19 protein-coding genes are annotated in these 23,045 nt (G+C 67.3%); 3 read left to right on the forward strand and 16 right to left on the reverse strand.

Going from position 1 to position 23,045, the window contains the following annotated elements; all coding sequences use genetic code 11:
• Positions 1 to 104 precede the first annotated feature (104 nt).
• Positions 105 to 1,343 carry a cytochrome P450 gene (locus D187_RS23190; RefSeq protein WP_002628048.1) on the forward strand — a complete coding sequence of 413 codons (1,239 nt, stop codon included), beginning with the start codon at positions 105 to 107 and terminating at the stop codon, positions 1,341 to 1,343.
• A gap of 426 nt (positions 1,344 to 1,769) precedes the next feature.
• On the forward strand, positions 1,770 to 3,386 hold the full coding sequence (locus D187_RS50250) for a DUF4082 domain-containing protein (protein WP_051256485.1): 1,617 nt from the start codon (positions 1,770 to 1,772) through the stop codon (positions 3,384 to 3,386).
• A gap of 26 nt (positions 3,387 to 3,412) precedes the next feature.
• Here the strand turns inward: D187_RS50250 and D187_RS23205 are convergent, their stop codons facing one another.
• From D187_RS23205 to D187_RS23275, 16 genes are all read right to left on the reverse strand, one after another.
• Complete coding sequence (locus D187_RS23205) at positions 3,413 to 4,693, reverse strand: right-handed parallel beta-helix repeat-containing protein (protein ID WP_002628050.1); 1,281 nt, start codon at positions 4,691 to 4,693, stop codon at positions 3,413 to 3,415.
• A complete protein-coding gene (locus tag D187_RS50255) occupies positions 4,693 to 6,249 on the reverse strand; it encodes a caspase family protein (protein ID WP_002628051.1) in 1,557 nt (518 codons plus the stop codon). Before D187_RS50255 ends, D187_RS23205 begins: the two co-directional genes overlap by 1 nt.
• On the reverse strand, positions 6,246 to 6,950 hold the full coding sequence (locus D187_RS23215) for a hypothetical protein (RefSeq protein WP_043431257.1): 705 nt from the start codon (positions 6,948 to 6,950) through the stop codon (positions 6,246 to 6,248). The genes D187_RS50255 and D187_RS23215 overlap by 4 nt, the downstream gene beginning before the upstream one ends.
• On the reverse strand, positions 6,947 to 7,432 hold the full coding sequence (locus D187_RS23220) for an RNA polymerase sigma factor (RefSeq protein WP_002628053.1): 486 nt from the start codon (positions 7,430 to 7,432) through the stop codon (positions 6,947 to 6,949). The genes D187_RS23215 and D187_RS23220 overlap by 4 nt, the downstream gene beginning before the upstream one ends.
• A 315-nt stretch (positions 7,433 to 7,747) precedes the next feature.
• On the reverse strand, positions 7,748 to 8,011 hold the full coding sequence (locus D187_RS55405; RefSeq protein WP_155893529.1) for a hypothetical protein: 264 nt from the start codon (positions 8,009 to 8,011) through the stop codon (positions 7,748 to 7,750).
• Positions 8,012 to 8,119: 108 nt separating this feature from the next.
• Positions 8,120 to 8,737, reverse strand: a complete 618-nt coding sequence (locus tag D187_RS23225) for a GyrI-like domain-containing protein (RefSeq protein WP_002628054.1) — start codon at positions 8,735 to 8,737, stop codon at positions 8,120 to 8,122.
• Positions 8,738 to 9,150: 413 nt separating this feature from the next.
• On the reverse strand, positions 9,151 to 10,071 hold the full coding sequence (locus tag D187_RS23230; protein ID WP_002628055.1) for a ribonuclease Z: 921 nt from the start codon (positions 10,069 to 10,071) through the stop codon (positions 9,151 to 9,153).
• Positions 10,072 to 10,400: 329 nt separating this feature from the next.
• Entirely contained in the window at positions 10,401 to 10,919 is a 519-nt protein-coding gene (locus D187_RS23235) for a YybH family protein (protein WP_155893530.1), read from the reverse strand.
• A 390-nt stretch (positions 10,920 to 11,309) separates the two neighbouring features.
• Entirely contained in the window at positions 11,310 to 13,514 is a 2,205-nt protein-coding gene (locus tag D187_RS23240; RefSeq protein ID WP_245591794.1) for an HET-C-related protein, read from the reverse strand.
• Between the two features lie 531 nt (positions 13,515 to 14,045).
• Positions 14,046 to 14,582 carry a DUF7738 domain-containing protein gene (locus D187_RS23245; RefSeq protein ID WP_002628059.1) on the reverse strand — a complete coding sequence of 179 codons (537 nt, stop codon included), beginning with the start codon at positions 14,580 to 14,582 and terminating at the stop codon, positions 14,046 to 14,048.
• A gap of 126 nt (positions 14,583 to 14,708) precedes the next feature.
• Positions 14,709 to 16,490, reverse strand: a complete 1,782-nt coding sequence (locus tag D187_RS23250; RefSeq protein WP_002628060.1) for an ABC transporter substrate-binding protein — start codon at positions 16,488 to 16,490, stop codon at positions 14,709 to 14,711.
• A 4-nt stretch (positions 16,491 to 16,494) separates the two neighbouring features.
• The gene (locus D187_RS23255; protein WP_002628061.1) at positions 16,495 to 16,773 is read right to left on the reverse strand and encodes a DUF2160 domain-containing protein; all 279 of its coding nucleotides are present in this window, start codon (positions 16,771 to 16,773) and stop codon (positions 16,495 to 16,497) included.
• Between the two features lie 5 nt (positions 16,774 to 16,778).
• Positions 16,779 to 17,570, reverse strand: a complete 792-nt coding sequence (locus D187_RS23260) for a carbohydrate ABC transporter permease (RefSeq protein WP_002628062.1) — start codon at positions 17,568 to 17,570, stop codon at positions 16,779 to 16,781.
• On the reverse strand, positions 17,567 to 18,433 hold the full coding sequence (locus D187_RS23265) for a carbohydrate ABC transporter permease (RefSeq protein WP_002628065.1): 867 nt from the start codon (positions 18,431 to 18,433) through the stop codon (positions 17,567 to 17,569). The genes D187_RS23260 and D187_RS23265 overlap by 4 nt, the downstream gene beginning before the upstream one ends.
• Before the next feature lie 39 nt (positions 18,434 to 18,472).
• Positions 18,473 to 19,561 (reverse strand): ABC transporter ATP-binding protein, encoded by a 1,089-nt coding sequence (locus D187_RS23270; protein ID WP_002628067.1) that lies wholly within the window; start codon positions 19,559 to 19,561, stop codon positions 18,473 to 18,475.
• Positions 19,548 to 20,666 carry an ABC transporter ATP-binding protein gene (locus D187_RS23275; RefSeq protein WP_043431259.1) on the reverse strand — a complete coding sequence of 373 codons (1,119 nt, stop codon included), beginning with the start codon at positions 20,664 to 20,666 and terminating at the stop codon, positions 19,548 to 19,550. Before D187_RS23275 ends, D187_RS23270 begins: the two co-directional genes overlap by 14 nt.
• Before the next feature lie 152 nt (positions 20,667 to 20,818).
• Between D187_RS23275 and D187_RS23280 the strand changes: the two genes are divergently transcribed.
• Positions 20,819 to 22,972 carry a S8 family peptidase gene (locus D187_RS23280; protein WP_002628074.1) on the forward strand — a complete coding sequence of 718 codons (2,154 nt, stop codon included), beginning with the start codon at positions 20,819 to 20,821 and terminating at the stop codon, positions 22,970 to 22,972.
• The last annotated feature ends 73 nt before the right edge of the window (positions 22,973 to 23,045 follow it).

Consider the following 23,045-nt stretch of genomic DNA (forward strand, 5'->3'; position numbering starts at 1 on the left):
TGTCTTTCTCGCGCTGAAGGTCGAAAGGAACGGTCGCCAGCGCCAGAAAGGGTATCAAAGAACTCGAGCGGCGCGACCCGGCACGACTGAGACACAATGGGGCCATGCCCACCACGTCCTCCCTCGGACTCGAGTACACCCCGCTCGAGCCCCTCTTCCAGGAAGATCCGTTCCCGTTCTACGCGCGGCTGCGCCGCGAGGCCCCTGTCACCTTCGTCCCCGCCTTCCAGCTCTGGCTCGTCAGCCGATACCAGGACGTGATGGCGGTCCTGAAGGATGCCAGGCGCTTCAGCTCACGAGACACGCTCCGTCCCCCCGTCGAGCCTCCCCCCGAGGTGTGGGCCATCCTCGAGTCCGCGGGCTACACGCCGGACTACCCCCTCCTGGGTGATGACCCGCCCGCCCACACGCGCCTGCGCACCCTCCTGGGCAAGGCCTTCACCCTCGCTCGCATCCAATCCCTGGAGCCGCGAATCCGGCGCGTCACCACCACCTGCCTCGACACGCTGACGAGCGGAGAGCGCAACGCCGACATCGTCGCCCGGCTCGCCACCCCCGTGTCCATGTATGTCACGACGGAGTTGCTCGGCATCCCCGAGGCGGACCACGCACGCATCAAGCAGTGGTGCGAGGACGAAAAGCTCTGCTTCACCCCCCTGCCCCTCGAGCAACACCTGCACACCGCACGGGGCGTGGCCAACTTCCGCCTCTACCTGCGCGACCTCGTCGAGGATCGCCGCGAGTCACCACGCGATGACCTCATCTCCTCGATGCTCGAGGCGAGAACCGAGGGGGAGCGCCCCCTCACCACCGAGGAGCTCGTGGCCCTGATCTCCGTGCTCTTGTTCGCCGGCCACGAGACGTCCACCAACCTGCTCACCAACGCGCTCCACCACCTGCTGCGCCACCCCGGCCTCTGGCGGGAGCTGCGCGAGGACACCTCCCTCATCCGCAACGCCATCGAGGAGACGCTGCGCTTCGATCCCCCCATCGTGGGCATGATGCGCACGACGACGGAGCCCGTGGAAATCGCGGGCACGTCGCTGCCCAGGGGGAGCCGGGTGTTCCCCCTCTTCGCCTCCGCCAACCGCGACGAGCAGCTCTTCGAGCAGGGTGAGCGCTTCGACATCCATCGCCCCAACGCCGCGCGCCACCTCGGCCTCGGCCACGGCATCCACTACTGCATCGGCGCACCGCTCGCGCGGCTCGGGGCTCACATCACCCTCGAGCTCATGCTCGAGCGTCTTCCGGACCTGCGCCTGTCTCCCGGCGCGCCCGTCACCTACCTGCCCAGTCTCCTCCACCGCGGGCCCCGCCAGCTCCTCATGGAATGGGGCGCGTAGACTGGTGGCTCCTACAGCGCTGGGAGCGCGGCCAGGGCCGACGTGTACCCCAAGGGGCTGCGCGGCTTCTCCACCGCCTGGCGCACGGCTCGGGCGGCCCCGTCAGCGGCCCTGCTCGGCCCCTCCGCTCCAGTCCACCACCTCTCCACAGGCCTTCAATTGCTCGGTGCCGGTGTCTTCGCAGTTCGTGGCGCCATCGTAACTGGATGAGGGCGATGGGGCCGCCCGACCTGACGAGGGTGCTGCCCGAGAGCGCCTCGGAGTCGCACACCGAGGTCGGACACCCTTTTCGCCTTTTGGTTCCCATGAATCGCGGCTCGCGCATTAGCCGACAGAAGAGAAATCCTTTCGGAGGGAGTCCCCATGAATGTTCGGAGTCTCGGAGCTGTCCTTTTCCTTTTCCTGTCCGCATGTGCCGCGGGAACCGTGGACGATTTCGCGGGCCAGGAGGAGTTCCCGGGTGAGCACCAGGCGCTCGAGGGGGGCGAAGTCTCGCTCTTCCCGGACTCGGCCCGTCCCGCGATCCCCATGGACAGCGATACCGGCGCGGTGGAACTCGGGATGAAGTTTCGCCTGTCCGTCCCGGGTACGATCCGCGGCGTGCGCTTCTTCAAGGGCGGGGCCCAGAATGCCGGCCCGCACCGCGTGAGTCTGTGGAGCCGGGAGGGCTCGAAGCTCGCGGAGGCGAGCTCCACGAACGAGACGACGGCCGGGTGGCAGACGGTGCGTTTTGCTTCACCCGTCAAGGTCAGCGCTGGGACGACCTATGTCGTGTCGTACTATGCCCCGGCCGGACGGTACGGAGCCACGGTGGGCGGATTCAACTCGGAGAAGTCGCGAGGACCCATTCGCGGGCTCGTTTCGGGCGCGGACGGGGTGAACGGCGTCTACCGCTACGGCGGTGGATTTCCGACGCAGGGTTACCAGAACACCGACTACGCAGTGGACGTGGTCTTCCTTCCGGAGGGCACCGAAGAAGACACCCAGGCGCCCAGTTCGCCCGCGGGGCTTGTCGCGTCCGCGGCCTCCTCGACCACCATCAACCTGGGCTGGAACGCCTCGACGGACAATGTCGGTATCGCGGCCTACGATGTCTTCCGCAATGGCGTGAAGATCGCCTCCACGGCGAGCCTCACCTACGCGGACACCGGTCTCACGGCGGACACGAGCTACGGCTACTTCGTGAAGGCGCGGGATGCTGCCGGCAATCTCAGCGCAGCCTCGAACGGTGTCACGGCGACGACCGGGTCCACCTCGACGCCGTCCGGCTTTCCGAACGCGAGCAATACGGGCGTGCCGACGGGAACGCAGCTCACGCCCTACACCGGCCCGTGCACTGTCACCGCGGCCAATATGGTCATCGACTCCAAGACCGTGAACTGCGATCTCGTCATCCGCGCGTCGGGCGTCACGATTCGCAACTCGAAGATCAACGGTACCGTCTCGACCGAAGAGAACTCCACCGGATACTCCTTCACGCTCACCGACTCTCACGTCGACGCGGGTGATCGCATCGTCACGGGGGTGGGGGCCGTGAACTTCACCGCCGTCCGTGTGCACGTGGAGGGGGGCAATCGCTCCATTCACTGCTGGAGAGACTGTGAGATTCGCGATTCCTACGTTCATGGCCAGATGACGGACGAAACGGGAACCGCGCATGAGTCTGGCATCCGGATGGGAAGAAACGCCACCATCCGGCACAACACCATCACGTGCGATGCACCGGACGTGCCGCCCGACGCGGGCTGCTCGGCGGCGCTCACCGGCTACGGCGACTTCGCCCCGGTCGAGAACAACCTGGTGGAGAACAACTACTTCCCGGGCACGACGGGAGGCTTCTGCGCCTATGGCGGGTCATCCCGGGGCAAGCCGTACTCGGACTCGACGAACAACATCCGCTTCATCGGCAACGTTTTCGGTCGCGGTTCGAGCGGACGCTGTGGATATTACGGGGCCATCACCAGCTTCGACACCTCGGAGCCGGGGAACGTCTGGTCCAACAACACCTGGGAGGACGGAACGGTCCTTCTCCCCTCGAACTAGCGAGGGCCCCAGGCATCCCGGAGGTCTCAATCGTGCCGCTCGATCGGGACCTCCACGCCCGTGGCCTCCCAGACGTTTCCCGCGGCGGACAGCTGCGTCCGCGTGCTCACGAGCACGGCACAGTCGAAGACCGTCTGGGCGCCGAAGACGTTGTTGCGCACCACCATGCCTGGAAGGCTCGCTCCGCCCGAATGTCCGAGGTTCACGATGCAACTGCCGCGGTCGAGACGGTTGCGCTCGATTCTCACGTCGCGCGTCGGTCCGTCCTGCTGGTTCACGAAGACCGCCGCGCCGGCTTCTTCACCCGGACCGTGCACATTGCTGTCGTAGATGCCGATGTCGCGCCCCTCGAAGACGCTGATGCCGTACTGGGCGCCCACCGGGTCGAGCGCGTGAATCCACGAGCTCTCCACCCGCGCGCCGGACTTCAGGTTCATCCCGACCACCACCCCGTGCACGTCGAGCCGGCGCGCGGTGAAACCTCCGCCCATCACCCCCCACTGGAGCGTCGAGGACTCCTCGGCGAAGACCTCGATGTCTTCCAGCAAGACGCCCGTCGCCCCCGCCACGCTGATGATGCCGTCAATCTCGCGTGGCACCGGCGCGTGGACCACGCATCGGCGAACGGTGACGTCGTTCGCGCGGATGATCAGCCGACCGCGAATGTCCCGGTCCTCGAACACGGTGCCCGGTGTGTCCAGCACGACGTCCCCCTCGTGCCGGACCAGGGACGAGCCCGCGGGAACTCCGGTGTTCCGCGGACCGGGGAGGGCCGGGTTGGCCCGGCAGGAGACGTTGGCCGGACATGCCTTGCACGCGCCGTCCTCGCACCGGAAGCCATCCGCACATTCGATGGGCTCGGTGCACACGGGCTGCGCGAGCCCGAGATTCTCGAGCACGGAGAGGTGGCCGAAGCTCCGCGTCCCTTCGCTCCAGGAGCCGGCCATCGGGGCTGGAAGGCCGTCTCGGGTCACACGAACGAGTGAAGCGGGGCCACGGTGGCCCGGTGCCGATTCGGCGCGCATCTCGGCCTGGGCGGGGAGGGCGAGCGTCCGTGCCGATGGCTCCAGTGCATAGGTCATTCCGACCGACCAGCCCTGCACGCCGAGTTCCCGGATCGAGACCGTCTCCTCTCTTTCGAGCGCACCCGGCGGAAGGGTCACCCGGACGCGGCCATCGCGGGAGGTGACGGTGCCCCCTTCGCTCCCGATGACGCGAACGTCGGGCCGCCCACGTGCATCGAATAGACCCTCGCCGCACGCACCCGCGAGCAAGGCGAGCGCCGCGACGAGGAGGGGAGCACGCATCAGAGCCGGAAGCCTAACCCGGTGATGGCTTCGAACCCAGGCCGCAGAACAGCCTGGCCATTCAGTTTGAACGAGGCGGCCTGCGCCTCGGCCTCCGTGAACCAGGAGACCCGGCCCGCGAGGGGAAGCGCATAAGAGAGCACCGCACCGGCGCGCCCGCGGAACGCCGTCCCCGCCGACGTGCTCGCCACCGACTGCCTGACCGCATCCGCGCCCAGACGGCCGCCGACCTCGAGCCCCCGGATGGGAAGGCGCCAGAACCACGCGACGTCACCTCCGAGGCTCCGGAGCCCATAGGGCAGCCCGTCATCCAGGCCCCGGCCGTCCTGGTATCTCGCGCGGATCCGCAGCGTCTGGGATGCGCCCACCGCGAGGTCGCCTCCCAGCAGCAGCGCGGGCGCGAGCCCCATGCCCCGAAGTGGAGGCGTGTTGAGGCCGACCGCGGCGAGGAGCTCCAGCTCCCGGCCGAAGCCATTTCCCGGGACCTCGTCGCCTTTCTCCCCGCGCTCGGCGAAAGGACGCTGTGTCATCGTGATCGTCGTGGCTGTCAGCTCCTCCCCGTGCGTGAGCACGAAGGCTGCGGTCCGCACGTCGTCCGCCGTCGTGCGAATCAGGCGGTAGCGTCCGGCACGCAGTGCGAGACGCCGTGGTTTCACCGGGTCCTCGCGGATCTCCAGCACCTCGCCGAGCCCCTCGTCGCGCACGACGAGCCAGCGCTTGTCGGGCTCTGTCCCGGGGGCGAAGACGAGACGCGCATCCGCACGGCGCAGGTCGGCGAGCACGAGGTCGCCCTTGCCCTTCAAGTCCATGGCGTACGTCGGCCGCTGGGCGACTCCCGAGATCTCGGCCGTCTGCGAGACGGTCTTCGCATAGGCGTAGCGATAGGCCTCCTGAAGCGTGATGCGACCATCTCCATCGGCATCCGCCGCACCGCGAAGCCCGGCCGTCAGGTGGTGCGTGAAGAAGCTTCCGCGAAGCTCCGCGCTTTCGAGCGCGTTCTCCCCCGGGCCGGAGGACGCGACGATCGCGGTTCCATCGGGTGAGTCGTCGCTCGTGACGTTGAGCTCGAACCCGCTGGGCAGGGCCTTGGCCCCCTTCGTGGTGACGAGCCCTCCGGACCTGCACGCATCCACGATTGCAAGCCGCACGTGCGCGCGCGAGGCCCCGAGCAGCTTCCGGAGCTCCGCGAAGGCGAGACTCTCTCCCCCGAGCTCCAGGCCTTGCTCCGTGGCATGTCCGGACCAGTAGAAGAGCAACAGCGTTCGCCGCGAGGAGTCACGGGCCGCCCCGGTGATGCGCTGCTCGAGCGCGCGCATCTCGGCGAGAAGCTGCGCGCGGGTGGGGTGATGAAGCACGCGGACGTCCTCTCCGCGAAAGCCCCCGATCTCCCGCAGCGCGTCCGCGAAGCGCGAGGCATCCGCCTCGGCGAAGCGGAGGCGCGAATGACTCGGCGCGCCCACGTTGCTGCCGACCGCGAGGGCAAAGCGCCGCTCGGGCATCTGGGCCATCGCGGAAGCAGCGCAGAAGACCGCGGCGAGCAGCGCGAGCCGGCTCATGGAACGCCTCGCTCGAGCAGCACCGTGGCGGTTCGAGCGCCGGGAATGTGAATCGCCGCGGGGTCACGCACCGGGCTCCCCTGGAGTGCCTGTTCCACGACGGCCCAGCTCAGGGGCTCCTTCGAGATCACCGCCCAGATTCGCTCGGGTCCTTCGGTCGCATCGAGCACCGCGCCGCCTGGAAGCAGCTGCGCACCCTCAACCGCGAGCGGCGTCGTCCCTTCCGCGGGCGCGAGGCGCGAGACGGTGCCCGTCGAGTCGACGGAGGCAATCCAGACGAACGCCCCTGGGCCGGGAGCCACGTGGAAGCGCAGTTCATCTCCTGGGCGTACCCGTTCCCCCTGCGTCGCTGCTCGCGCCTCGCCCTGTCCTCCGATGTAGACGGTGAGCACCTCGCCCTTGGTCGCATAGAGTGGGGCATCCGGCGGCGTCGGGCGGAGGAAGAGCAGGGCTGCTCCGGCGAGGGCCGCTAGCGGCAGCAGTGGCGCCCATCGCCTCACCGACGAGGTCCTTGCCCGGGTCTTCGCCATCAAGCGAGGGCTTTCGCGAGCAAACGCGCGTGCGGCCTTGGCGGCGGACCGCTCCCACGTCTGGCAGTGGGCGCACCCGGCGATGTGCCTGGCGGTCGCGGGGTTCGCGGTGAGCAGATGCTCCTCGAGCGCGAGGTCGCTCGGGCACTGCGCCGTACGTGGTGCGTTCATTCGAAGAGCTCCCGACGTGCATTCGCCAAGAAGAGCTGGATGCGCTTGCCGATCGTCTTGCGCGAGAGGCGAAGAAGCTCGGCGGCTTCCTGCTGGGAGTGGCCGTCGACGAGCACGAGCCACGCGACCATGCGCTCGTGCTCCGTGGCGCAGGAGAGCGCCTTGAGGGCCATCTGCCGGTCGGCCACCTCCGCGAAGCTGTCCGTGGGCGCCGGCGCGTCGTGGTTCAGCTCCGTCCCACTCGCCGTCTCCCAGGCATCGTCTCGCAGCTGGGCGAAGCACACCCGCGTTGCGACCACGTAGACCCAGCGAAGCTGTTCGGGCTCCGGGGGCAGCCGGGAGCGGTGACGGACCAGCTGCATGAAGACCTTCTGACAGGCGTCCGACGCCTCGTCCGGATTGCGCAGGATCTTCAGACAACGGCGGTAGATGGCCGGTCCAAGCCTACGGCAGACCTCGCTGAGGGCATCTCCGTCGTGCATCAGGCAACCCGAGAAGGGGAGGGGGGAAGTCCATCTCGGCGATTGGAGCGTACACCCAGCCTTCGAGCACAGGAAGGCAGAGAAGGTGTCAAAGGACTCGTTGCGAGTCTGACACCCTTCTCGCGGGGGGACTCCTCACCGTCCTCAGCGTTCGGCGATGTCGGCGCTCCGCGGGTACGGGGACGCTCCGACAATCGCGTCCACGGTCCAGCCCCTGTTGGCTCCGTGGCCTTTTTCGTCGCAATCGCCGTCGGTGTGGATGCCCATCAGGTGGCCTTGACGGTTGAGCACGCCAGCGCCGGAGCTCCCTACCAGCTACGCGGCTTCTCCACCGCCTGGCGCACGGCTCGGGCGGCCCCCGACAGCGGCCCTGCTCGACTCCTCCGCTCCAGCCCACCACCTCTCCACAGGCCTTCCATCCTTCCTATGCTCTGCGATCCCCTTCTTCACATGGAACTTCGCGGTGCCGCCGGAGACAGTCGGGCAGGAGTACTCGCAGCTCCAGATCGACGAGTTGAACTGGTCGAAGGTGTCAACGAAGGGAACCGCATTGGCATTGAAGGCAAAGGCCGTGAACAAGGCCAGTGTTGTCTTACCGGTCGCGGATCGCCTGGTGGGCGCGCATCCTGATGCTCGCGACGCTGATTGCGCTTGGGGGTGTTGCTGACGGGCGGATGCCGCCGACCCCTACGCGACCGGCTGCCTCAGGATCGTGCGCAGCTTCGCCGGCTCGACCTTGCGGAAGTCGCTGAGGTAGATCTCGTGGTGCTTGCCGGTCATCGTGAGCCCCTCACCCGGGATGAACTCGTGATGCATCTTCTCGAGCACCGGCGCCTCATCGTCGAACGAGCCGACGTGCAACGTCTGTACGCATCGCCCCTCGTCGAGTATCTCGAGACGCACCTTGTCGAGACTCGTCGGCCGGTCTCCGGCGGCGACCTTGGCGACAGCGGCGTCGAACATCTCGGGCGTGATCCAGTCTGGCACCATGATCATCGCGGTCCAGTCCCACTTGGACTTGTCGCGCGAGGATGTGAACGACGCCATGTTGTCTGACCACCACAGCGCTTCGAGCGGCATCACAACGTAGTCGCGCCCGAGCTGCTGCTTGCTCGCGAATTTGAGTTTGTACGCGACCGGGTATAGCGCGGAGATCGCGTCGGTGTACTCCTGTGCGGTGTTCGGGTCTCCGTGACCGTCCACCATGAGGTACTGCGTCGGTGGAACGTCGATGATCCGGTAGACACCTCGCTTCGCCTGATAGGAATCGAGCGTCTTCTTGAAATCGATCTTCTGCTCGGACATGTCGCTGATTTCGCGGCTCCGCGTTGCGAGCCACATCCTTTCTGATTCAAGGAGGGTCAGGGAGTAGGAGAAGACGGCTTCCGCGTTGCCCGGAAGCGGGCGCTGGGCCGAGCACGTCTCCGTGACGGTGGCAATCCGCTCCTCGATGGCAGCGAGTCTCCGCTCGATCGATCACCTGTTCCAGTTCATGGCCATGACTCGGCTTCTCGAGCAGGCGGCCGAGGATCGTGAGCTCCGCCGGGGTCAGTGCCATGCCGTTATTCTAGCGCAGCCGTCTCGCGGCGGGCAGCCACACGGCCCGCTTCGTCCTCCGGGGCCCGAGAGGGTAAAAGAACTCGAGCGACGCGATCCGGCACAACCCGCGGTGGGAAGGAGAAAGGCGGAAAGCATGGGCGGAGGGCCCGGGCAGTGGCTCAGGACACCCGGACGCGCTTCGGCACCTCGACGTGGTCCAGGTCCCGTACCGCCACCACGTCCTCCACCACCGTCCGCGCCTCCCGCACGAACGCGTGCGTGTCCTCGTAGCGCTGCGAGAAGTGCGCGAGCGCGAGCCGCCGCACCTTCGCGTCCCGCGCCAGCTCCGCCGCCTGCTTCGCCGTCATGTGGAAGTGGTCGTGCGCTTCCTGGTGCTCGCTCTCGAGGTACGTCGACTCGCAGACCAGCAGGTCCACGCCCTCGGCCAGCCGCGCCGCGTTCGCGCACGGGCGCGTGTCCATGATGAACGCGAACGCCTGTCCCTCGCGCTTCTCACCCACGTCCTCCAGACGCACGGTGCGGCCTCCCACCTCCACCACGCCCTTGCGCTGGAGCTCCCCGACGATGGGCCCCGACAGCCCGTGCTCCTGGAGCCGGCTCGCGATGAGCTGCACGCGCGCGTGCTCCTCCAGCCGGAAGCCGAAGGTGTCCACCGAGTGCTCCAGCCGCGCCGCCGAGAGCGTGAAGCCCTTCGTCTCGACGAGCGGACCATCCTTCGTGATGGGCCTGGGCGCGATGGTCGCCTTGTCCGCGAAGATGGTCGCGTGCCGCAGCCGCTCGAAATAGGCCTGCCCCGAGGCCGGGTAGTAGACCTCGACGCAGTGGGGCACCGTGTCCAATGACAGGCGCTGGATGATGCCGGGCAGCCCGAGCGCATGGTCTCCATGGAAGTGGGTGATGCAGATGCGCGTCACCTGGCTCGCCGAGAGCCCCGCGTGCAGCATCTGCCGCTGCGTGCCCTCTCCCGGGTCGAAAAGGATTCCCTCGTCCTCCCAGCGCAGGAAGTAGGCGTTGTGGTTGCGGTGACGCGTCGGCACCTGGCTGGCGGTCCCGAGGACGATGAGCTCCCGATTGGACATGACGTGTCTCCCGCGCGTGGCGCGACTGGTGGGACCCCGGACGGCGCCTTGTCCCCACTCCTGACTTCTAGCCCACCCGCCACGCCCCGCCGTCGCACCGTGGGTTGACCCGGCGCGACTTGTCTCCCGGGATACTTCCCGGCAAACTCTCCACAGGCCTTCAATCCTTCCTATGCTCTGACCGCGTTTCGCTGGGTGCCGCCCTTCGCACAGAGGCTCGTGAGGGATGCCTGGGTGCGATGGGCACTTGAGGAGGTGGGCCTTCACCTGGTCGCTGCCCGCCCGGAGCTCGAGGCCTACCGCCAGCGCTGCGAGGCCCGGCCCACCTTCTAGATCAGTTCCGCGCTGGGACGCGGCAGCACGGAGGGGATGACGACTGACGAGTTATGCTCTCGGATGATCTTCCAACCGGCACCGCTACAACGCCACACAAGGGACGACCGGGTACGGATGCGGGTGACCTTGCCGTCGGCGGCCTCGATGAGCGCCTCGAACTCGAGTGTGGAGGCAGTCAGGTCGCCGGAGCCGGACGCTACTTCCGGGCCGTTGACGACGTGATGGCGCACGCTGCGCAGCGCGGAGAAGCTCGGCTCCCAGAACGTTCCATACTCTTCAGCGCTGTGCGCCACGCGCTTCTGAGGGTCGAAGTCGTCGTAGAGAACGACGTCATGGGCCGAGAAGTCATAATACTTTCCGAGCTTCTCACGGAAGATGAACGGCCCGTCGCCGACCTGCTTCTCCCAGCCGACGAGAATCCACTCACGATGTAGCTCCCCCACGCCGACGGGGCCGCTCGCCGGGCAACTGGAAGAGCCGGCAACCTGCGCGGCTGTCTTGTCAGTCCTCATGATCTTCTCCTCTTGTAGTGACAGCTGCCGCGGGCGCGAGCTCGGCACCGCGGCCCCGTCACGATGAAGAGAATCTACGACAGCCCTCCCCGCACGATTGAGTTATAGATTGTGAATGGACAGGTAAGCGCTGCTTGACAATGTCGGGCGTGCTCACTGTTCCCGGTTCTCTTCGTGCCAGACAGCACGGCGGCCCTTCCGCTCGCTCCCGACTGGGCCGGGCCGCTTCTCCGGGTGGGGCGCCTGCCCGCAGGGGCTCGCCAGTCCCTCGGAGCCCAAGAGGAGGGGGTTGTCGGGGGGGGCCCGGTGCAGGTGGGGGCGCGGACGCGAGCTCCCGGCAGCCCCCCAGCAGCAGGAGCAGGACGCCCATCTGGATCCACGACAATGCCCTCATCTGCTCCCCTTCATGAGCCTGGTGGCACGTTCCTTCAACTCCTGTACGTGCCGAGCGGCCTGCTTCGTCCACTCCACTGCCCAGCCCTTCGAGCCCATGCGCGTGATGGCCGCCCGATGGCCAGGGAGCCAGGCCTGGACGTGGTTCCTCATCCATCCGGCGTTGCCCTGGGGGTCAATCCGGGCGGGGTGCAGGAAGTAGTGGGAAGCGGTGAGCACCACGTTGTCCGCGGTGGCCTTGCCGCTCCACGCGCGTTGGATGACTTTGCCCACGTCCAGCACGGCGCCCGCCGCCAGGGCGGCCGCGAGGGCGTGCAGTGGGTGGTCATCATGGTCCTTGGCCAACTGCGTGTGTGTCGGATTGGTGCTCGAGGGATCGCTCAGGAAGACGGTCTGCGCATCGTCGAGGAGGTTGGCCGCGGATTGGATGTTACCTCCCAGACTGGCCTGGAGGGAGCTCATCACCATGCCCACCGTCTCGCAGCTCAAGGTGGCGAGGGTGGGGTGAGCCTTCTCCAAACCATTCCACCATTTGGACAGGCCGCCCAACGTGTCGCGGGTCTCCATGTATCCCTGATCCTCCAGGATGATCAGGGCGATCTTCGTTGCCGAACTCGTCTCGCCCGGGATGCACGCGTGCTCCTTCTGCATCGATTCGGCGATGCCCAGGGTAAGGCTCGCCATGGTGTCCAGTCCGCCGAACTGACCACTGGTCAGGACCAGGGCGGAGGCATCACCCGCCTTTGCACCCTTGGAGGGCACCCAGGGTTCCACCCAGGCGCCGAGTTGGATGAGCATCAGTTCCACGAAGTTCGTGTGACTGAAGAAGTCCTCCAGGGTGTGCAGCGCATGGCCGAAGTGCCGTAAGCCGTCATCCGTGCGCCCCAGCTTCACGGCCGTGCGCAATTGGGTGCTCATGTAGTGGAAGGCGCTGTAGGACGCCTCCGAGACGAGGTCCCCCGTAGCGCCAGGAATCTGGATGAGGCCGGGCGAATCCTGGCTCGTGAAGATGTAGCTGCGGCCATCGCCAGTCCTCTTTCGGCAACCCACCTGGGTGTAGAGCTGCCGGGAGACCTCGTCCTTGACGTCGGTACCGAAGTTATGACGTGCCAATGCCTGCCAGGTGAGCCCATTCGCGCGGGCGATGCTGTCCAGCGTTTCCCCGTCCTTCACGCGGTGAGTACGCGGCGGCCGGCCTCCGGACAAGCCCCCGGTGCGAATGAAGTTCTTCATCCGTAGGGAGTTGATGGCCAGTTCCTCGGCGCGGCAGGCGCCCCGGAAGGCGGGATCGATGGCACGGGCGTCCGTGATGCCGTTTGGATTGTCGATGTGCTCTTCGTTGCGGTAGACGCCCAGACGTTGGGCATCCACCCGGAACTTGGGCTCGTTCCCGAACTTCTCTCGTGCCATGACATCCACGATGCGCGTGATGGATTCTCGGGACAATTTCGCGGTGACCCGGGTACCCTTCTTGCGGACCAGCTTGGGGTCGACGAGCTGCGAATGGTCGCGCAGCCAGTTGCCAAAATAGATGGCTTTGAGGTCATCGAGGTTGAATTTGGCGTCTTCTAGAGCATCCTCAATGGACTCATGTCCGAAGGAGCCCTCGCGTCCGGAGCCACGTCCCGCGCCGAAGTACTCCAGGTCTCCCGAACGGGCATCCTCCCTCTGCGCTGAATCGTTCAGGAAGCGTTGGACGGCTGTCGTCATCTCCGCGAACTTCACATCCAAGGCCACCGAGCTCCTGGCGGTGGTGTAGCGGGCGAACTCGCGGTGCTGCTGCCCTCGACTGTATCCGAAGTCGATGAGGGCATAGGCCACGCGGGCCCCCTCATCGAGGAGTGCATCTCCTCCGACGGAGGAGTAGTGCGTGCGCAGCAGCCGATCCAGATGATGGCCAAACTCCTCGATGAGACACACGAGCAGCTTCCATGCCTCGATGTTGTCGCTCCGCGCCTGGAGCACGAGCCCACGGGAGATGAGGATGGAGCGGCTTGGACCGTGGTAGGCAGCCAGATGTCCATCGAGTTCATCGCGGACGATGACAATCCTGGGTGTAGGCAGGGAGCTATTGAGCACGGCGGAGCGCAGGCGCTGGATGGCGGTTGGAGGGATGTCCTCGCCGAAGGTGAGCTGGAACCACGACAGCAACTCCTCCGGCGTCATCGACGTGATGAGCGAGTGCAGTTCCTCGAGGGCCAAGGTGCTCTGGAGCGCTTCGCCCTCCACGGTGACCCATGTAGGCGTGACCGAGGAGTTCCCGAAGGGTTTGGTGCGAGGCCGAGGCACCAGCGTGTTGTGACGAGAGAGCGAGTCCGTGGAAGGAGACTCAAGGGGTGGGGAGAGGGGGGGGACGGAAGGGTCTGCCCGCGGAATGCTCAGCACCTGCCCTACCCAGAGCAGACGGGCGTCCTGGATGCGGTTGGCGGCGACGAGCGACTCCAGCGAGACTTGGTAGTCCTGTGCCAGCAGGGAGAGGGTGTCCCCTGAGCGAACCCGATGCGTTCGAGGCGTGAGTCCCAGTGGGGATGATGGAGGGGACGCGTTATGCGAGGGCTTTGGAATGAAAGTGTGGTTTCGTGGATTGCCCGCCATGGATGTCCCCCCCTTGCGTGCTCACCTGCGCGCATCGGTTGCGCCGCTACTGTGGCAAGGTGGAAGAGGGGGAACAAGGGCCTACGACTGATCGGTTCGCACAAGCGTTGTTGGGACCAGCAGTGCGACCGCTAACGATCACTTCGAGATGCTGAAGGCCGTGAGAGAGCGGTCATGGCCATAATCGAGCCGCACATAAAAATCTCCCATGTAGTAGCTGAATATCCCGCCCATGTAGTCGCGGGCGAAATCAGAGCCTTTCTTGTCCCGATTGATTTCATGGATTTTAGACCGGCTGGTGACGGCGGCGCCATCCACGAGGAGTCGGCTCGTGAAGGTCTTGCGTGGCCAGTGCTCGGGCTCTCCCTCGGTATGCGGGGAGTGCCTCGTGCGGCCCAGCAGGACCTCGAAGGATTCAGGCCCGGGGTCCTTGGGGTCTCGATCGAAGAGTAAAAGACCCAGCTCGTCCCAGGTGAGGATGCCGTCCTCCTCCCGGCTGGGCGGACCGAGCACTCGCCGCCAGGCTCCGGTGTCCTCCCAGGGCAGGAGTTGCCCGTTGTAGCGCAGGGTGGTTCCCTCCACGGTGAGGAGCGGGTTCTCGGGAGTTCCGGGCGCGGGCGGGGGCGCGGGCGCGGGTTCCCGGCAGCCTCCCAACATCACGAGCAGGATACCCATTCGGATCCACGACGCGGCTCTCATCCTCGCTCCTTTTCCTCTGCCCCCGGTACCCACCGCTGCTGCGCTCCACGTCCGCCTCGAAGAGGAGGCCCCATGTCGCGGAGCCTCCTCCTCGGGTGACGGCTACTTCTCGCGGCCTTCCTTCCACGCCTGGAGCAGCTGCTCATAGGGCACGGTCTCGCCCTTGGGCTTCTCGTTGGCGAGCTTCGGCTTGGGCGCGCCCGGCGCGTCGAACCAGAACTTCGCGTCCTTCACCTCGTTGAGCTTGGGCGGGCAGTTCTTCATGCCCGCGCGCTCCAGGCGGCCGAGCACGTCGTCCATCTGCGTGGCCAGCGTGTCCATGGCCTCCTGGGGCGTCTTCTCGCCCTCGACGGCGAGGCTGATGTTCTGCCACCACAGCTGCGCGAGCTTCGGGTAGTCCGGCACGTTGGTGCCCGTGGGCGTCCACGAGACGCGCGCGGGGCTGCGGTAGAACTCCACCAGGCCGCCGAGCTTCTCCGCCACCTTCGTCACGTGCTCGGAGCGGATGTCCGAGTCGCGGATGGGCGTGAGCCCCACCATGAACTTCTTGAGCGACGTGGTCTTGGCCACCACGAACTGCGCGTACAGCCACGCGGCCTTGCGGCGCTCCAGGGGCGTGCTCTTGAGCATCGTCCACGAGCCCGTGTCCTGGTAGCCGAGCTTCATGCCCTCCTCCCAGTACGGGCCGTGAGGCGAGGGCGCCATGCGCCACTTGGGCAGGCCCTTCTCGTCCACCACGGACAGGCCCGGCTTCATCAGCGGCGCGGTGAAGCCCGTGTACCAGAAGATCTGCTGGGCGATGTTGCCCTGGCCCGGCACCGGGCCCGCCTCGGAGAACGTCATGCCGGCCGCCTGGGGCGGCGCGTACTTCTTCAGCCACTCGATGTACTTGGTGAGCGCGTACACCGACGCGGGGCCGTTGGTGTCTCCGCCGCGCGCCACCGAGGCGCCCGCCGGGTTGCAGCCCTCCACGCGGATGCCCCACTCGTCCACCGGCTTGCCATTGGGCAGGCCCTTGTCGCCCGCGCCCGCCATGGACAGCCACGCATCCGTGAAGCGCCAGCCCAGGGACGGATCCTTCTTGCCGTAGTCCATGTGGCCGTACACCTTGACGCCGTCGATCTCCTTCACGTCGTTGGTGAAGAAGTCCGCGATGTCCTCGTACGCCGACCAGTTCACCGGCACGCCCAGCTCGTAGCCGTACTTCTTCTTGAAGCGCTCGCGCAGGTCCGGCCGGCTGAACCAGTCGTGGCGGAACCAGTACAGGTTGGCGAACTGCTGGTCCGGCAACTGGTACATCTTCCCGTCCGGGCCGGTGACGAAGCTCTTGCCCATGAAGTCGTCGATGTCGAGCGTGGGCAGCGTCACGTCCTTGCCCTCGCCCAGCATGAAGTCCGTGAGCGGCACCACGTGCCCGTAGCGCACGTGCGTGCCAATCAGGTCGCTGTCATTGACATACATGTCATAGATGTTGCGGCCCGACTGCATCTGCGTCTGCAGCTTCTCGATGACATCGCCTTCCTGGATGATGTCATGCTTGAGATTGATGCCAGTAATTTCCGAGAACGCCTTGGCGAGCGTCTTGGACTCGTACACGTGGGTGTCGATGCTCTCGGACACCACGTTGATCGTCTGCCCGCGGAAGGGCGCGGCGGCCTCGCGGAACCACTTCATCTCCGCGAGCTGCTGCTCACGGGTGAGGGTGCTCGGCTGGAACTCCTCGTCCACCCACTTCTCGGCGGCCTTCTCCAGGGCGGCCAGGTCCACCTGCTGCGGCTGCGCGGTGGCGGCGGGCTTGTCTCCCTCCGCCGGCTTCGACTCCTTCTTGCAGCCCGCCACCGGAACGGCCAGTGCCAAGGCCAACGTCCACAAGGTCTTCTTCAACGGTCTACCCCCAGCGAGAAACGAAGACGAGGAACATCAACGACAGAGAGGTGGCCACCCAGACGGACGCATCCGTCAGGCCCACCCAGGCGAGGTGCAGGAAGGCGCTGCCCAGCAGCCCGACGAAGAGGCGGTCTCCCCGGGTGGTGCTCATGGGCAGCAGGCCCTTGCGAGGCAGGGACGGGGAGCGGATTCCCCAGACGGTATAGGCCGCGAGCACGAGCGCGATGAAGCCGAAGAAGCCGGCCGTGGGCGGCGTCCACGCCATCCATTCCATGTCCATGGGGCTCACACCCTTCCCAGGGCGAAGCCCTTGGCGATGTAGTTGCGCACGAAGTAGATGACCACCGCGCCCGGCACGAGCGTCAGCACGCCCGCCGCGGCCAGCACGCCCCAGTCCATGCCCGCCGCGCTCACCGTGCGCGTCATGGCGGCGACGATGGGCTTGGCCTCCACGGACGTGAGCGTGCGCGCGAGCAAGAGCTCCACCCAGCTGAACATGAAGCAGAAGAACGCCGTCGCGCCCACGCCCGAGCGGATGAGCGGGAAGAAGATGCGCAGGAAGAAGCGCGGGAAGCTGTAGCCGTCGATGTACGCCGTCTCGTCGATCTCCCGGGGCACGCCGGACATGAAGCCCTCGAGGATCCACACGGACAAGGGCACGGTGAAGAGCATGTGCGCGAAGGCCACGGCCCAGGGCGTGTCGAACAGGCCGATGCTCGAGTAGAGCTGGAAGAAGGGCAGGAGGAACACCGCCGGGGGCGACATGCGGTTGCTCAACAGCCAGAAGAACAGGTGCGTGTCGCCGAGGAAGCGGTAGCGCGAGAAGGCATAGGCCGCGGGCAGCGCGAGCAGCACCGAGAGCACCGTGTTGATGCTCACGTAGGTGAGCGAGTGCACGTAGCTCATGCTCCACGAGGGGTCCGTGAAGATGGTGGTGTAGTTGTCGAGCGTGGGCGAGCGCGGCCAGGCGGAGAAGTCGCCCAATATCTCCTCGTTCGTCTTGAGCGACATGCACACCAGCCAGTAGATGGGCACGAAGCTCAGCGCCAGATAGAGGGGGACGGCGAGGCGTCTCATCGCGCCTCCTTCTGGTGGGTCATGGCGGTGTAGAAGACGTAGCTGAAGAGCAGCACGATGAGGAAGTAGACGAGCGAGAAGGCCGCCGCCGGGCCCAGGTCGAACTGGCCCACCGCGAGCCGCGTGAGGTACTGGCTCAGGAACGTGGTGGCGTTGCCGGGCCCACCGCCGGTGAGCACGAAGGGCTCGGTGTAGATCATGAAGCTGTCCATGAAGCGCAGCAGCACCGCGATGGTCAGCACGCCCTTGAGCCGTGGCAGTTGGATGTAGCGGAACGTGGCCCACACCGTGGCGCCGTCGATGCGCGCCGCCTGATAGTAGGCCTCGGGAATGGCTTGCAGGCCCGCGTAGCACAGGAGCGCCACCAGGGGTGTCCAATGCCAGACATCCATGAGCAGCACCGTGAGCCAGGCGTCCAGGGCGCTCGCCGTGTAGTTGTAGGAGATGCCCAGCGCGTTGATGGCCACGCCGAACAGGCCGATGTCACCCCGGGCGAAGATCTGCCAGATGGTGCCCACCACGTTGAAGGGGATGAGCAGCGGCAGGCCCACCAGCACGAGGCTCGCGGACGCGGCCCGTCCCGCCTTGGGCAGCACGAGCGCGAGCGCCACGCCGAGGGGAATCTCCAGCGCCAGCACCGCCAGCGAGAAGCCCAGTTGCCGGCGCAGCGCGCCATGCAGCTCGGGATCTCTCAGCACCTTGCGGAACCATTCCGTGCCCACGAAGACGCGCTGGTCGGGGCCGAGGATGTCCTGCACCGAGTAGTTCACCACCGTCATGAGGGGAATGACGGCGCTGAAGGCCACGGCCACCAGCACGGGGGCGACCAGGAGCCAGGCGCTCTGTCGGGTGGGTTTTTCCATGAAGGGGGATCCTGAAGAAGGGGGTTCTCGTTCGGGGTTTCAGGAGACGGCTCGGCCCGCGGCGTACAGCGTCGTCCAGGGAGGCGGTAGCTGCAGCCAGCACGTCTCTCCGGGAGCGAGCCGCTCGTCCTCGGGCAGCCGCACCTTGAGCGTGCGCGTGCCCAGCCGCGCGGTGGCCAGCTTGTGCCGTCCCAGGTCCTCGACCTGCGTCACCTCGACGCGCACCGAGGAGGGGGTGCCCTCGGGGACACGCCGGAGGAACTCGGGCCGGATGCCGAGCTGCAACTCGCCCCCGGCCGTCCGCGCCCGCGCGCACACGCCCGCGTCCAGCGCGAGCCGTTGTCCTTCCACCACCACCGCGCCGTCCTCCACCGCGCACGGCAGCAGGTTCATGCCCGGGCTGCCGATGAAGTAGCCGACGAAGGTGTCCAGCGGACGCTCGAACAGCTCGCGCGGCGTGCCCACCTGCACCACCCGGCCCTGGTTCATCACCACCACCCGGTCCGCCAGCGTCAGCGCCTCCACCTGGTCGTGCGTCACGTACACGAGCGTCATCTTCAACTGCTCGTGCACCTGCTTGAGCTTGCGGCGCAAGAGCCACTTCACGTGCGGATCGATGACCGTCAGCGGCTCGTCCAGGAGGATGGCCGCCACGTCCCGGCGCACGAGCCCCCGGCCGAGCGACACGCGCTGCTTCATGTCCGCGGACAGGCCGCTCGCGCGCCGGGGCAGGTCTCCCGTGAGCTCCAGCAGCTCCGCGACTTCCTCCACCCGCGCGCGCGCCTCGCCCGGGCTCATGCCCCGGTTGCGCAGCGGGAAGGCCAGGTTCTCGTGCACGCTCATCGTGTCGTAGATGACCGGGAACTGGAACACCTGGGCGATGTTGCGCTGCTGGGGCGGGGCGACGGTGACGTCCACGCCATCGAAGAGCACCTGGCCGCGCGAGGGCCTCAAGAGCCCGGAGATGATGTTGAGCAGCGTCGTCTTCCCGCACCCCGAGGGGCCGAGCAGCGCATAGGCGCCCCCGTCCTCCCAGACGAGCTCGAGGGGACGCAGCGCGTAGTCCGCGTCGGTGGTGGGCGAGGGGCGGTAGGCGTGGGCGACGCCGCGAAGCTCAATCCTGGCCATGCGCGGCCTCCTGGCGGGCGAGGGGCGGCGCGGCCACGAGCCGGCCTCCGGGGGCGAAGACGAACAGGCGCGAGGGCGGAGCGAACAGCTCCACGGGCGCGCCGAAGGGATGGCGGTGCACCCCGTCCACCTGGGCGGCGAGCGCGAGTCCGGCGTGCGCCGCGTGCAGCAGCGTCTCCGAGCCGCTCACCTCCTCCAGCTCCACGTGCGCGGGGATGCGCACGTCGGTGGGGGAGGAGGGGGCCAGTCGCAGGTGGTGGGCGCGCAGGCCCAGGCGGTAGCGCCCCGGCGCGAGCCCCTGGAGGTGGCCGGACAGGGGGAAGTGCACCTCGGGGGACAGGCGCAGGCGTGCGTCCTGGGTCACCTCCGCGTCCCACAGGTTCATCTGGGGATCGCTGAACACCTGGCCCACGTGCTCGGTGACGGGGGCCTGGTACACCTCCAGCGTGGGGCCCGTCTGCAGCACGCGCCCCTCGTGCAGCACCACCGTCTGGCCGCCGAGCAGCAGCGCCTCGGTGGGCTCGGTGGTGGCGTACACCACGACGGAGGGCCGGTCCTGGAAGAGCTGGCGGATCTCCGTGCGCAGCTCCTCGCGCAGCTTGTAGTCCAGGTTGGCCAGGGGCTCGTCCAGCAAGAGCAGCGAGGCGTCCTTGGCGAGCGCGCGCGCCATGGCGGTGCGCTGTTGCTGGCCTCCGCTCAGCTCCGCGGGCAACCGCTGCAGGAAGGGGTCCAGGCGCAGCGCCGCGGCGGTGTCGCGCACGCGCCGGTCCAGCGCCTTCGCGTCCAGCTTGCCCGCCAGCCGCAGCGGCGAGGCGATGTTCTCGTAGACGGTGAGGGAGGGGTAGTTGACGAACTGCTGGTACACCATGGCCACGTCACGCTCGCGCACGTCCACGCCGGTGACGTCCGTGCCGTTCACGCGCAGCGTGCCCCGGGTGGGCTTGTCGAGTCCCGCGAGCAGCCGCAAGAGTGACGTCTTCCCCGCGCGCGTGCGGCCCAGCAGCACGTGGAAGGAGCCGGGTTCGAGCGTCAAGTGAATGTCCGCGAGGTGGGTCTCTCCGCCGACCACGCGCGTGATTGCGTCCAGCTCGATGCCTTGCTTCACCAGATGTATCCCTCGCTGCTCCAGGCCGGTGTCATCGCGCGCGCACTGTAGAGAGAAGGTTCTCGCCCGGTCCAGGGTCAGGCGAGTAAGGAGGCGGAATGTCTCGCCGTCCAGATTGTTGGAGGGTCCTCATGCGTCCAAGGAAAACCCGCATGTTCCGTCGTCTCGCCCTGTTGGGGCTCCTGTCCGTCTCCGCGTGCAACCTGGAGGAGATCCTCGAGCCCGAGCCGGGTTCGCCCGCGAACACGGGCACGGTGAAGGGCACCCTGACGCCCTTCCGTCTCCAATCCGCCACGTCCCCGGCCGCCTGGCCCGAGCAGTTGAAGGATCCGGCGATCCGGCGGCGGCTGTCCGCCTCCCTGACGCGGGCCGTCACGGCGCAGCGGGCGGCGCGGCGCTCGGCTCTGTCCGCGGAAGGGACGCCAGGCGTGGACTCCGTCCCGGGTGAGGTCATCGTCCGCTTCGAGGAGGCGAACCTCTCCGAGTCCGAGGCCCTCTCGCGCGTGCAACTCTCCGGCTACCGCGCGGTGTACAAGGGCGCCATCACCGAGTACCTGCACCTCATCGGCTACGCGCCCCTGTATCCCGGGGTCATGCGGGCACTCGCGACGGAGGCGCTCGCCCAGTCCGTGCAGGGCATGCGCGGCGTGCGCTACGCGGAGAAGAACGCCCGGGTGTACGCCTTCAGGACGCCCAATGATCCGGGCTACTCGCGCCAGTGGCACTACCGGATGATGAACCTGCCGGCCGCCTGGGACATCACCACGGGCTCCACCAGTGTCGCCGTGGGCATCATCGACTCGGGCATCGTCCGGCACCCGGACCTCAACGGCCGTGTCGTGCAGGGCGTGGACCTCATCTCCGATGTCGCCACCGCGGGAGACGGCGACGGGCGCGACATGGATGCCACGGACATGGGCAAGGACCAGCCCAACGGAAGCTCCTCGTGGCATGGCTCGCACGTGGCGGGCACCATCGGCGCGGTGTCCAACGAGGGCGCGGGCGTGGCCGGGGTGACCTGGGCGGGTCCCCTCGTTCCCGTGCGCGCGCTGGGCAAGGAGGGCGGCTCGTTCGCCGACATCGCCGCGGGCATCCAGTGGGCCGTGGGCCTGCCGGTTCCCGGATTGAGCACGAACCGCAATCCCGTCCAGGTCATCAACATGAGCCTCGGCGGGGAGTCTCCCCCGAGCCAGGTGCTCCAGGAGGTCATCGACAACGCCGTGTCGAAGGGCGTCATCATCGTCGTGGCGGCGGGCAACGACAACGTCGACGCGAGCGCCTTCTCTCCGTGCAACCAGGACAACGTCATCTGCGTGGGCGCCACGCGCTTCAACGGCAAGCGCGCCAGCTACTCCAACTACGGCGCCGACGTGGACGTGATGGCCACCGGCGGTGAGGTGTCGGAGGACCTCGATGGGGATGGCAAGCCGGACGGCGTGCTCTCCCCCATCCTGGACGACGACAACACGCCCGTGTGGGCCTACTACCAGGGCACCAGCATGGCCGCGCCGCACGTGGCCGGCATCGTGGCGCTGATGAAGGCGCAGAACCCGGCTCTCACCTCGGACGAGGTCGAGCAGATCCTCATCGCGACCGCGGATCCGGCGAGCAAGTGCGGCGAGGGCTGCGGCGCGGGGCTCGTCAACGCCCAGGCCGCCGTGTTGGCGGCCAAGAACGGGTTGGATCCGTCACGCCCATCGGAGCTCGGAGTGGGGGCCAACCAGATCTCCTTCCTGGGCACCAGCACCCAGTCGCTCGCGGTGCGCAACCTCGGCGGCGGCTCGCTCAAGGTGAGTGTGAAGGCCTCGGGGACGTACGCCTCCGCGCTGTCCTTCCCGAGCGGCAACACCGTCACCGTGTCCGCCTACCGCTCGGCCTCGCTGCCGGTGGCCGTCAACACCTCGGGCCTGTCGCGTGGGGAGTACCCGGCGCAGCTCACCCTCACGGGTGACAACGGGCAGTCGGCCACCGTGGCGGTGAAGATCCAGGTGGGCAGCCTCGAGGACAAGGACATCATCCTCGCCTTCTTCTTCGAGGACGCCGCGGGCGAGCTGAAGCTCGAGGAGGAGGGGTTTGCGCTGGTGCCCGCGTCCAGTGGCTACTCCTACAGCATGAAGCTCACTCCGCGCACCTACCTGGCGATCGCCACCATCGACGAGGATGGGGACGAGGAGTTCTTCGAGGACGGAGAGCGGTTGGGGGCCTGGCGTGACCCCGCCAACATCGAGCCCATCGAGGTGAGCACGGGCCGGACGGTGAGTGGCATCAACTTCGCCCTCACCCCCACCGAGTCCTCCCCCGACTAGCCGCCTTGGCCAAAGGTGGACACTTGCGGGCCGGGCGGGTTCCCCGGCCTTCTCCCCACATCCATTCTTGGAG

This window comes from Cystobacter fuscus DSM 2262, assembly GCF_000335475.2.
Lineage (GTDB): Bacteria > Myxococcota > Myxococcia > Myxococcales > Myxococcaceae > Cystobacter > Cystobacter fuscus.

Coding starts and splice junctions, on each gene's coding strand:
- D187_RS23190 (WP_002628048.1), top strand. CDS start 105: ATGCCCACCACGTCCTCCCTCGGACTCGAGTACACCCCGCTCGAGCCC.
- D187_RS23205 (WP_002628050.1), bottom strand. CDS start 4,693: ATGCGTGCTCCCCTCCTCGTCGCGGCGCTCGCCTTGCTCGCGGGTGCG.
- D187_RS50255 (WP_002628051.1), bottom strand. CDS start 6,249: ATGAGCCGGCTCGCGCTGCTCGCCGCGGTCTTCTGCGCTGCTTCCGCG.
- D187_RS23215 (WP_043431257.1), bottom strand. CDS start 6,950: ATGAACGCACCACGTACGGCGCAGTGCCCGAGCGACCTCGCGCTCGAG.
- D187_RS23220 (WP_002628053.1), bottom strand. CDS start 7,432: ATGCACGACGGAGATGCCCTCAGCGAGGTCTGCCGTAGGCTTGGACCG.
- D187_RS23225 (WP_002628054.1), bottom strand. CDS start 8,737: ATGTCCGAGCAGAAGATCGATTTCAAGAAGACGCTCGATTCCTATCAG.
- D187_RS23230 (WP_002628055.1), bottom strand. CDS start 10,071: ATGTCCAATCGGGAGCTCATCGTCCTCGGGACCGCCAGCCAGGTGCCG.
- D187_RS23235 (WP_155893530.1), bottom strand. CDS start 10,919: ATGAGGACTGACAAGACAGCCGCGCAGGTTGCCGGCTCTTCCAGTTGC.
- D187_RS23245 (WP_002628059.1), bottom strand. CDS start 14,582: ATGGGTATCCTGCTCGTGATGTTGGGAGGCTGCCGGGAACCCGCGCCC.
- D187_RS23255 (WP_002628061.1), bottom strand. CDS start 16,773: ATGGACATGGAATGGATGGCGTGGACGCCGCCCACGGCCGGCTTCTTC.
- D187_RS23260 (WP_002628062.1), bottom strand. CDS start 17,570: ATGAGACGCCTCGCCGTCCCCCTCTATCTGGCGCTGAGCTTCGTGCCC.
- D187_RS23265 (WP_002628065.1), bottom strand. CDS start 18,433: ATGGAAAAACCCACCCGACAGAGCGCCTGGCTCCTGGTCGCCCCCGTG.
- D187_RS23270 (WP_002628067.1), bottom strand. CDS start 19,561: ATGGCCAGGATTGAGCTTCGCGGCGTCGCCCACGCCTACCGCCCCTCG.
- D187_RS23280 (WP_002628074.1), top strand. CDS start 20,819: ATGTTCCGTCGTCTCGCCCTGTTGGGGCTCCTGTCCGTCTCCGCGTGC.